Here is a 10,853-nt window from a genome sequence, read left to right as displayed (position 1 = left end):
ATCCCCTCGCTGTTTAGAACGGAGCCAGCCCTCGTTCTTTCAAGAAGACGAGCCGCTTCAGGTTGTAGCTCGCTGCTTTGAGGTACAACGCGAAAGTGGTGCGCAGGATGCCCAGGCATCGCACGAGTTTTCCGCCCATCTGCGCCAGCGCGCCGAACACATGCTCGACGCGGGCGCGCGGGGTGGCGATACGGCGGTTGCGCCGTTTCTGCGCGGCCGAAATACCTTTGGTCGCGTGGCCCCGGCGCTGAATATGGACCTGCCAGCCGGCCTGTTTGAGGGCGCTTTCCCGTTCAGCGCTGGGGTAGCCCCGGTCGGCATACACCGCTTTGCTAGTGTTGCTCGGATCGAGTACTGCCTCGAATACCGAGGTGTCGGCTACGGCGGCGTTGGTGACGGCGATCTTGCGGATGAGCTTGTAGCGCTTGTCCACGCTGGCGTGCAGTTTGTAGCCGAAGTGCGATTTACCGTGCTTTTTGGTCCAGCGTGCATCGACATCTTTTTGCGCACGTTTGTGGGGTTTCCAAGTCAGGGGCATGGTGCCTTCTTTGACCGTGTCGGCCTCGTCGCGCTTGTTGCGTTGTATTGGCGCCTGCACCAACGAGGCATCAACGATTTGACCGCAGCGGGCCATGTAGCCATGTTTTTGCAATTGCAGTTGGACCTGCTCGAACACCAGCGTGCCGGCGCCGGCCTGGGCCAGACGGTCGCGGAACAGCCAGATCGTCTTGGCGTCGGGGATACTGCTGCTCTCGGTCAACTCCAGAAATTGCAGGAAACTGCGCCGGTCGAGCAACTGGTACTCGAGCGCGTCGTCGGCCAAGTTGTAAAGCTGTTGGAGCACTAGGATCTTGACCATCAACACAGTCGAATACGGCGGACGACCACCTTTGGCGCGAGATGGCCTCGGTGCGGCTGCGTCGATGCTGGCGGCCAGCGCGTCGAAGTCCACGTGTTTGGTTAAACCGACCAGCGGATCACCGATCTTGGATCGGCGATCTTCGCGTTCATGTTCTGCAAACAGGCTGATCCGGGGCTTCATCATTGCGGTACTCGTTGGTCGCGGGCTGATACAGAATTTTACCGAACCGGCGAGCGGTAGGCTAGGTTTCTAGAGGTGGCCTTAAGCGGGCACCTCCCTCACCTCGAACGTGAACTCCGCCACGCCGCCTGCTCCCCGGACACTTTGTGCCTAGGTGAAGATCTGCCTACGCCGGCTGGGGGGCGCCGAAAAAAGTCAACTCTTTACGCGCCCAGGGTAACGCAACGAGAGATGTATTTGGGGAGTCGGCAACGGGCCAGATCAGTTCGCTGCCACATGATAAGCCTCGATGCATAATGTGTCGATGCAGCGCGATTCGCAGCAGCTGACATGATGCAACAGGTCTACGAAGGACATCGAAAATATGGAACCGAAGGCAAGAAATGAAAAAGGCGCTTACGCGCCTTTTAGCTAAGGATGTTTCGCTTCCATGAGAGGCGTTCCCAGCGTTGTCATTTACAATGGTAAATACTTTGTCACGACTTGTCAAGCGGAGTGCTCCTTGTCAAGCCCACACCGGACGGGCCTCCCAGCCATTTGGAAAACCCAAGTGCATGCGTGGATCTACATGAGAGCATGACGCGAGTAAAGCTTGCAAACTGTCACGCCACCAGCCATTCAACCCCATTTCTGTCATCAACATCTGTATAACGACTGCGCGACAGTAGAAGGTTGTTTTTTGGGTAAACTCTGCACTGCAGCCTGTGTGCGACTCAGGCGCGAACAAAGTAATGGGATTATTCCACAATCGGTCTTGATGAGCACAAATATTGCGAACATGAGTCAGTGAATGAAACCATGAGACCAGCAATTTTTCCGGGTACGACCAAATATATCGTGCAATGATCTTGCGTCTGTCTATCTTCAGAGCCGCGTAGAAATGAGATAAAGCACCAAAACTCAGCTTCTCGCACACCAACCAAATAGGCGGTAAGACAGGGGTATGATAATTTTCAAAATAATGTGAAAGAGCCAAGCCTTTCTTGGTGCCAGCGCCTTGAATAATCTTGCCCATCACACCGTGAAATTTTATATCATCATCAAAATGAGAGGGATCCAGATACCAATGCGGCCCATGCTGTTCGGCAAGGGGGTTGATAAGCGCAGTGCGTAAAGCTACTTCCAACTTTTCAATCGCATTCAGCGTCAACAACCGGATTTCTCTGTCGAAATTGTACAAATCGACGATGTAACTAAACTTCGTTTTTGGCCGAAAATTTCTTGGGGCGACATTACTCTGAAAGTGCCGCATGTAGATCAGCAGGCGGTAGTACCCGATGGTCTTCATCGCGTTCTCAGCATCGAGGCGATTGTCTATCATCAGTGACTTCGTCCAAAGCCTGTGCAGCGTCTTCGAGTAAGGCTCGGCTATCTTGGAATAAACCTTGGTCACTTTCGCAGCCTTCGCTGGGGCTTTGACTTTTGCTTTTTTTGTTGCCATGCTAGTTGTTCACAATCCTGTCGTCACTGGGCAGATGGCATCATAGGCGCAAGCAGGCGATCCGAGAAGCTAAAAAGTAACACCGATCCGGCGCGCGCTTGCAGAGTGAAAAATTTTATCAACTATCGACGGGCGGAGTCATTTCGGACAGCTGTTGGCGAGCCCCATCTCATCACCCCGACATACGGGAAGAGAGTACGCCATAAAGTAATACAACGACTCGACGTAAACAGCGTTCCGCTTAATCATGCAGATCAAAAAATAGAGCGCCTGGAGCGTTCGCCGTCAGTGTCGGCATTGGCCATCGATAGTCGATGTTGCCTATGCACTCAGCTTAACTTCAAACCACCGTTGGTTACAAATCTGAAGCGACTCAGGAATCTCGCGCCGCCGCTTACGCAAAGCCTTTTCTCAACTTGGCCGCTCTGTTTGGTTGTTCCGAAAATGCGAACGATCTTTAACCTCTGCGCAGTGTGCTTCCATACAGTAAAATTATGATCTAACGTTAGCAAATTAATCTCATGAGATTTCACTCAGATGGGCCGGCGATACCGGATATACTACTACAACGTTGTGATGAGGGCCGCGTCGTATTTCTCTGCGGCGCTGGCGTTTCTTTCCCTTCCGGAATGCCAACTTTTGTCGACCTGACGAAGCACGTCATCAAAAATTTTGCACCTCCCAGCAATTCGGAAGTTATGAAAGCGTTTGGTCCATGGCGGAGGACAAAAAAGCAAACAGGAGCGAACGTACCTCTCGACCAGATCTTCAACCTTCTATATCTCGAATACGGCAAGGATGCAGTCAATGCGCTGGTCACGGAACGATTATCAGCAAAACGGAAAAACAAGGATTTCGCGCATGCGCATGGTCTGATAAAACGAATTTCAAAAAGCGCCGACGGTGTTCCGCAGATCGTTACGACGAACTTTGATCGATTGTTTGAGGTAGAGCCAGAAGGGGTGAATCTAGCCGTTCACGTACCACCTGCATTTCCAGAGCTAAAGTTCGGATCGCAAATTGAGGGGATTACATACCTCCACGGACGACTTGTAGATGCCGGCTCCGCAACGCCCTCATACGTCCTCAGTAGCGGAGATTTCGGGCGGGCCTACCTCTCTGAAGGCTGGGCGACCAACTTTATGCGACAACTTCTCGAACGATACACGGTCGTTTTGGTCGGATATCAGGCGGAGGATCCCCCGGTCAAATATCTTCTACAAGGTCTCAGCCACGACAGCAATAACGATCCATCTCAACTATTCGCCTTTGATCGTGGAGGGCCGGGGGAAGTGGCGTCCAAGTGGCGTGATCGAGGTGTAACAGCGATCGCCTATGCCGAACATTCCGATTTATGGAAAACCATGGAAGCATGGGCTCAGAGAGCTGATGACTCGCGTGGTTGGCGCTCGGCTATCATCGCGAAATGCCAGCATAATCCGAAAGATCTCCTCCCCCATGAACGTGGCCAAGCCGCCCATGTTCTCCGCACCGTGCAAGGCGCCAAATTATTTTCTGCAGCCCATCGGTTCACTCATCCGGAATGGATATGCGTGATGGATGCTGATGTGCGGTCAGCCACGCCAAACGATGGAGATTACAAGTTTGTTCCGCGCGAAGCGTATGGACTTGACGATGATATAAGGCATAGCTCCGATGCCCCCCCCAATCAGGACAACCTCAACGACAATCTTCTTGTGCGGCGCGACTCAGACACCAAGTCAGCTCAGGGTGATCGTCTCGGATGGGCAACCTGGGATCTCCCGAAACGCCTTTGTCACCTCGCCAGCTGGATGGGCAAGTCTGTCGATAGTCCCGTCCTAGCGTGGTGGGCCGCTCGGCAAAGGAACTTACATCCGCTTATGTTCGAGCAGCTCGAACGTGAAGTGAAGCAGTCAAAGACATTACACGGACGTGCTCGGGATATCTGGAAACTCATCCTGGAATATCATCGAACTCCACGCAGCACTCACCGGCTGGGGGAATGGCAGGGCTTAATCCGGCAGATCACCACCGAGGGATGGACCGCAAGCGTGAAACGTGATTTCGTCAACGCCATGAAGCCGCAGTTTGAGATGGCTGCGCCACTAGGCATAAGCCGGATCCAGCCGCCATCGTCGTCATGGAGCGAAATTAAACTGTTTGAATTAGGTTTATTCAAAGTCAGCATTCTTGAGCAGCGTGGCCAAGAATTATCTGTCCCAGACAATCAGTTAGATCAGGTATTGGGTATGCTGGAAGCACATTTAATCACGGCCTCGGGAATGCTGGGGGATATCCAGCCGGCATATTTTGAGACACCGACTTGCTATCCGGAACGCGAGACCGATGGAAAGTCGAGGGGGGAGACGTTTACCGGAATTCTTACATGGTTCGTGCGTCTTTTCGACCGAATCGATGCACAACGGCCAGAACTGGCCCATGCACATGCGATGATCTGGCCGGCAGAAGACCGCTTTATCTTTCGCAAATTAAAACTGTACGCACTTAGCAAAAAAAATTCGTTCACAGCTGACCAGGTTGCGAGAGAAATATGTGCCTTTAACCAAGACAGCTTTTGGGACAGTAAAGTGGCCCGGGAGTTGTTGTTCATGTTGGCGGATCGATGGAAGGAATTTTCGCAAGAGATTCGCGACAAACTCATAGATCGCATACTTGCCGGGCCAGATGAACCAGTAAAGGTCTCTGTCAATGAGTATCCCAAAATGAAAATCGTGCTCGCAGCAAAGTACGCGCGTTACCTCCAATTGCAGGGGTGCCAGTTCTCTGCGGATCGTAGCGAACATCTTGCTGAGCTGATTAGAAGTATTCCTGAATGGAATGACAGCGGGATCCATTCGATGTTGGTCAAGAGGGGGGCCAGGTCGGGATGGTTCGGTACAGACGATCGATCCGATGCCTTGAAGGACGTTCCGATAAACGATATCGTCAGTAAAGTGCTGGAACTTCACAAGCGTGAATTTGGAAGCATGACTGAAAAGCGGCCATTTACAGGACTGGTGAAAGAAAACCCTCGTAAGGCTTTGGCAGCGCTGGTCAGCGCAGGAAGAAAAGGCACCTATCCCACCGCATTGTGGTGCGCCCTGATCGAAGAACTTCCCTCAGATATTTCGCCAAGATTTAGGCGACTGTTTTTAAACCGTATAGCGAAGCTACCGTATAGCATTACCACCACGCTTGCACAAACTTTAGGGTACTGGCTCAAAGGCAACTTAGTTGATATTCTGGTGCTCGAAATGGCTCTTGGATGGGCAGTCTACGACCACTTGATCGACAGTCTGCTCTCCGCTCAAAAAGATGCAATAAAAGCCACTGCTGGAGATGGCGCCCCAATTGATGAAGACGTCCATAGTTTTAACCGTACCCTCGATCGCAGGGCGGCAGGGCCTGTAGGCGACTGTGTTGTTGCTCTATTTAATTTGGTGTCAGAAGCGCCGCTGGAGAAACACTCGCAAATTCCAAACGAGATCAAGATCCGAGTTGACCGGCTCCTAAGCGCCGGAGGTGAGGCATCCGACGATGCCGCATTGGAAGCAGGATATCGCCTCAATTGGTTAATGGCTATTGATCCCGAGTGGGCACTTAGCCGCATTGTGCCGATGCTAGCATTTGACCATCCCTCCTCTCGGCCTGCTTGGAACGGGCTTCTCAGCAGCGAGACACCACCTGATCCGGTCCTGGCGGAAAAAATTAAACCGAAGCTGCTGAACCTTTTTTCATGGATCGACCAATGTTCGTGGGGGAACGAGCTGTCAGATGTAGCGGCCTCTTGGCTGGGTCACGGAAGACTGTTTCGAAAGCGCGGGGCTGGCGGCATAGGAAGTGTTGAACTGCGCTCTGCTTTGCGAACGATGTCCGATACGACAAGGAATAAATTCATTGGATGGCTAGGTGCCGTCGGTACGGACACAACAGGTAGTTGGGTCGAAAACGTTATCCCGCTTATTAATAGAGACTGGCCCAGCGAGCAGCAGTACAAGACCCCTATGTCTGTGCAAGCATGGCTCTCGCTGCTTCAGGAAACGGGCGAAGCCTTCCCCGACGTGTTCGAGGCAATTAAAAAATTTCTGGTTCCAATTGAGACGGATGAACTATTGTATTGGCTTACACAAAGTAGTGACGTAGAAAATTCGCTTGCTGAGCGATTTCCTGAAACGGCGCTGGACTTGATGAACGTGATGACGCCTTCGATTCTGACGCGTACGCCGTACGAACTAGCGACTTTGTTAATAGTGATTTCAAGCGTTAAGCCTAGTTTTCTTTCTGATCCACGCTATATACGTCTTATTGAGTTAGTCGAACGAAATTAGGCGCTGGTGGCAGTGGCCGTTGACGCACATCATACTGGAATACTGTATTTCCGCCTTTTCATGCAACTAGATAGCCATCATCCATGTCGGGGTGGGGGCTGAATCTTTTCGTGGAAATGTAGATTGAGCTGTCTCGGTAGGGCAGCGCGTCCAAGCGATCAACGGCGTTGTTCAGGCGAATGCATTGCTCGTTATTAAAATAGAATCTATGTTCGTCAAGCCAATTGCGCGGTCTCAGGTAGTTTTTGCGCGAAGCAGACTCGAAGTCCGAGATGCTCTTTTCAATGACGCTACGGCTGGCCAACGGCCTTAGCTTTGGAACGACGTCAACGGTTCTGTCTTCCGATACGACTATTGCCAATCTCTTGTTGAGCCTGGATCTGACATAGCGAACGCCGGAATTGTATCTGGAACCCCGCGCCGGAGTGCATTCGTCGTTGGCTTCGCCATCCAGAATGATGCCGAATGCGTAGCAAATGCCGTACGGATCGACCAGAACTGTCCCGTCAATTCCACTGATTCGGCCCAAAAGGACCTTCGATAGAGGCGTGGGCACGATCAAAGTTCCTTGCTTGGCCAACCGGATCGCTTCACGTTGCGCGTCGTCGGACACAACTACCATGCTTCCGTGCGGAAGCGAGATTTGAAATTGAACGAGTTCCAGAATGCGGGCCACGTCATCGTCGGAAGAGTCCGGAAACATCCTGTGGTAGCTGTCTTTGAAGGTCTGCTGGTCTGTGAATTCCTTGAACAGTTCCGGGATTCCCATGCGGCACCGGAGCAAGATCGATTGACCACACTTCAGCTCCCAATAATGTTGGTCCAAGAACGCCACCGTAAAAGCATCCTGAGTGTTCTCGTCGTGGAAGCCTTGCAACTTTCCTAGGCCGTACGCATGCCTGCCGTCCGTGATGATGTCCACCTCCGGGGCCGCCATCTGAAGGACTTTCCTTATCCATCGCGGTTCGGTAAACGGCACCGGCTCACGGAACCGGATCAGGAAATCGATGCTCGGGTTTTCCTGATCGATGAAAACCAGTCTGCCGACTCCTTTCGCTCCTTCATAGACCATCGATGCCACCAGATTCAAGAAAGCAAATATGTCACTTTCAACGTAGCGGTGCCCAATTGACAAGACCGGCGTTGCGAGGAACCCGTTGGCGGCGATCTGTACAATTTCCTTCCTCGATCGCATTGCACCGTAACTGTCCCGACCAGGCTCTGGCGTGGTGAGGTGAGTCGTGGCCTCCTTCAGCACGGCGCTCATCGCGGCCTGTATCAGGCCACGATAGCCATAACTCTGGTTCTCGTCGGAATTGGGAAACGGGGGCAACGCTGGAAACCGTGCGAGCGTCGCGTTCGGAATCTGCACAACTGTGGCCACGTAAAAATCGTCCACCCGTCGGACGCCTCCGCAAAAAGAAGTCACGTCGTTGGCAACGTCGAAGGGGGCGAGTGCCAAGGCGACCGCGACGCCAACCGAATCCTGCCGAATCCATTCTGGTTTGTCCCGCATGCTGGCCTCGTCTCCGTAGAACATGTTCTGAAGCTTGTGACCGGCGACGGTTGATTCGACCGATTCTGGCAATCCAGCGAACAGGTCCAAGGGCCAACGTTCTTTTTCCGGTTCGACGCATACCGCATTTCGGTTGTCGCTGCCTGGAGCCCGAACGCCGACCAGCAATGCGTTTGCGAACCCAGGTGCTCCCAGCTCTTCAAGAACTCCGCGAGCCAAGACTTCTACGGAGGCGCGGAATGAGTACTGATAGGGCCACATGAAGAGGTCGGTTGTAATACGCGTCACGGATTCTCCTTTAGTAAACCGCTTCATTCGTGAAAACCCGTTCAGGTTGGTGAATCTTCAGTCTTTCAATGGCGCTGCTGCAGCTGGATGGCGCAAGTCCCAAATCGCGGGCATGCCCGAGCCCTTGTGGCGGGAGCTCGGTCTGCACAGCAGTTTCATACGTTCGCCCAATCCTTCATATCGGCCCAGGTTTGGTACGCCTCCGCAATCGACTCGACGTGTAGCTGCCCGCTGGATTGCCGCACCCGAACGAACCCGGTGGTGCCGGCTATGGTCCAAAACTCGCCCTCAAGCCAGCGCGAGCGGCTATCCTCGATAAGATCAAGCTCAGCCGCGCCATGTCTTGCTCCATGGTCTCCATTACTCGTACGTTTTTCCTGAAAAAGGTACGCAAGGAATTTCGTTCCGCGACCGCTGTCACATACCAACGATTCCACGTATGAATTCGTCTTCTGCCGTTCGCTGAAGGCGCGAACGGAAATCGCGAAGAAGGATTGCCTCACTACCAGGACGAACCTACCGGGAGGGACGCCCGCGCCGTCGGGCCCCGTCCAGTCCGACTTGAATTGTCCGATCCAGGTTCCGTTCAGGTTAGGCCGGAACAATATCCTCCTAGCATAGGGCTGTTTCCAGCCCCATGAGAAATAGATGGTCCACGCGATTGAAACGGTACCTGCCGAGACGTTTAGCGCTTTCAGGCTGGCAATTGAAAGAGGTGTGACGCCCGCGAATACAATGGTTGCAAGCCAAATCGCCGCCGAAAGACCAACTGTGACATAGGCAAATATCTTTATTTCGTCGGGCTTCACAGGGTCGTCTCCTCCCCGTCTTGAAAAACAATCACCTTTCCGTCCTTGCCGACTATTAGGACCGCGACGACGTTTTCGATAAGCGCCCCAAGCTCCGCCGCACGGTATCGCGCGCCAACGCCGTACCGCTTTGCCGCGTATCCTTTTGGTATGGGTGGCGAGAAGAACTGCGCGAAATGAGTCAGGCCGAGGCTCTCGTGCACAAAGTGGAACCCGTCGTGCCGGTCGTCCGAATATCGCGAAACTGCAAACAACAGGTCCGCGATCTTCGAAACGTCCCCCTCGGGAAAGCCCAATTCCGATCCAGGTGTCAACGGCGTCACGGGAAGGTCGGCAATGCTGCCCCGGTAAAACACCGCGCCAAACCCCGAGAAGTCGGACGAACTCGGCACCACTTGCCGCTCACAGACATATTGAACTATTTCCTGAATCGAATACATCGCCCCTCCGTTGCGTACGTGGACGACAGATTGGGGAATAGTGGCCAACGGCCGATCACGGCATCGGCACTCATGCTACGGCCTCCTTGTATCGAATTCACAGAATAACTCACCAGTTGTTCCACAAATGGACTAAACCATTCAGGAACGTATCGCAACTTTCAGAGTTCCAGCTAACATCACTATTGTCATTCAGTAGATTATATTGCTCATTTGCGCACACGAATTTCCTTCTGTCAGCTGCCAATAACCAGTTGATGCATTTAACCATTGATTCGTCATAGCTGGTTCCAAACATTTCAAGTGGAACGTTATAAAGCAGACCCTCGAGGTAGTATGAAGGGGCAACTCCCTTGCCTATCATTCCTTGTTCGATAAGCTTCTGTCGGCTATTTTTAAAGATGCGAACGATGTGCTTGAACCACTCGTTGGTAGACTGATTCTTCGTGATCATATTTGCTTTGTGCTGCTTGGGGTAATTCGCTACTCTGTTACCATCCTGCTTATGAAAGCTTATGCCCTGGACGAAAGACTGATCAGAAGCCGACACATATCGGTTGTACCTGCGATGCTGTATCGCAATAAGGACGTCTGCCTTACGGCGGTTGTGAAGTGGTTCGATCAAGATTGCTTTACTTCCTGGCTTAACGTACTCGCCAAATCTGGCATAAAGCGCTGCAAGAACATCGTCCCGGAAATGAGTATATGTGTATTTTGCTGGCCCGTGAACAGCTGTGAATGCCTGACTTTGCTCAAGCGGAAGGTTCGTCAAATCGTATGTAAAGATCGAGTCAAGGCAGACGACTACATCTACATCGCTTTCTCTGTAGATGTTGGTATCATTCCCGTAGGAGCCCTGCAAGAACACATTATAGTTTTTTGAAGCATACCCAGTGTCATTGGCCTCAAGCGCTAACTTTACAGTAGAGTACGTTTCTTTCGAGGTTATTTGCGCGCCGATCGCGGCCATTGTTTTTAGATCGGCTTCGGGAATTGCCATGTTCAGA

At 52.4% G+C, this 10,853-nt stretch carries 7 protein-coding genes; 1 reads left to right on the top strand and 6 read right to left on the bottom strand.

Annotation, left to right across the window (positions count from 1 at the left end; translation table 11 throughout):
* Positions 1 to 13: 13 nt before the first annotated feature.
* Positions 14 to 1,042 carry an IS5 family transposase gene (locus ASF04_RS08520; RefSeq protein ID WP_056140048.1) on the bottom strand — a complete coding sequence of 343 codons (1,029 nt, stop codon included), beginning with the start codon at positions 1,040 to 1,042 and terminating at the stop codon, positions 14 to 16.
* Positions 1,043 to 1,547: 505 nt separating this feature from the next.
* On the bottom strand, positions 1,548 to 2,483 hold the full coding sequence (locus ASF04_RS26640) for an Abi family protein (RefSeq protein WP_082488636.1): 936 nt from the start codon (positions 2,481 to 2,483) through the stop codon (positions 1,548 to 1,550).
* Positions 2,484 to 3,004: 521 nt separating this feature from the next.
* Between ASF04_RS26640 and ASF04_RS08515 the strand changes: the two genes are divergently transcribed.
* Positions 3,005 to 6,793 carry an SIR2 family protein gene (locus tag ASF04_RS08515; RefSeq protein ID WP_056139966.1) on the top strand — a complete coding sequence of 1,263 codons (3,789 nt, stop codon included), beginning with the start codon at positions 3,005 to 3,007 and terminating at the stop codon, positions 6,791 to 6,793.
* 58 nt (positions 6,794 to 6,851) lie between these two features.
* Here the strand turns inward: ASF04_RS08515 and ASF04_RS08510 are convergent, their stop codons facing one another.
* From ASF04_RS08510 to ASF04_RS08495, 4 genes are all read right to left on the bottom strand, one after another.
* A complete protein-coding gene (locus ASF04_RS08510; RefSeq protein WP_200931077.1) occupies positions 6,852 to 8,597 on the bottom strand; it encodes a hypothetical protein in 1,746 nt (581 codons plus the stop codon).
* Between the two features lie 155 nt (positions 8,598 to 8,752).
* Positions 8,753 to 9,406: a hypothetical protein gene (locus tag ASF04_RS08505; RefSeq protein ID WP_056139960.1), complete on the bottom strand. Its 654-nt coding sequence runs from the start codon at positions 9,404 to 9,406 to the stop codon at positions 8,753 to 8,755.
* Positions 9,403 to 9,846 (bottom strand): hypothetical protein, encoded by a 444-nt coding sequence (locus ASF04_RS08500; protein WP_056139957.1) that lies wholly within the window; start codon positions 9,844 to 9,846, stop codon positions 9,403 to 9,405. The genes ASF04_RS08505 and ASF04_RS08500 overlap by 4 nt, the downstream gene beginning before the upstream one ends.
* Before the next feature lie 109 nt (positions 9,847 to 9,955).
* Entirely contained in the window at positions 9,956 to 10,846 is an 891-nt protein-coding gene (locus ASF04_RS08495; RefSeq protein WP_056139954.1) for a nucleotidyltransferase, read from the bottom strand.
* Positions 10,847 to 10,853 lie beyond the last annotated feature (7 nt).

The organism is Duganella sp. Leaf61, from assembly GCF_001421905.1.
Taxonomy (GTDB): Bacteria; Pseudomonadota; Gammaproteobacteria; order Burkholderiales; family Burkholderiaceae_D; genus Rugamonas; species Rugamonas zoogloeoides.
This window is presented reverse-complemented; position numbering and strand designations above follow the sequence as displayed.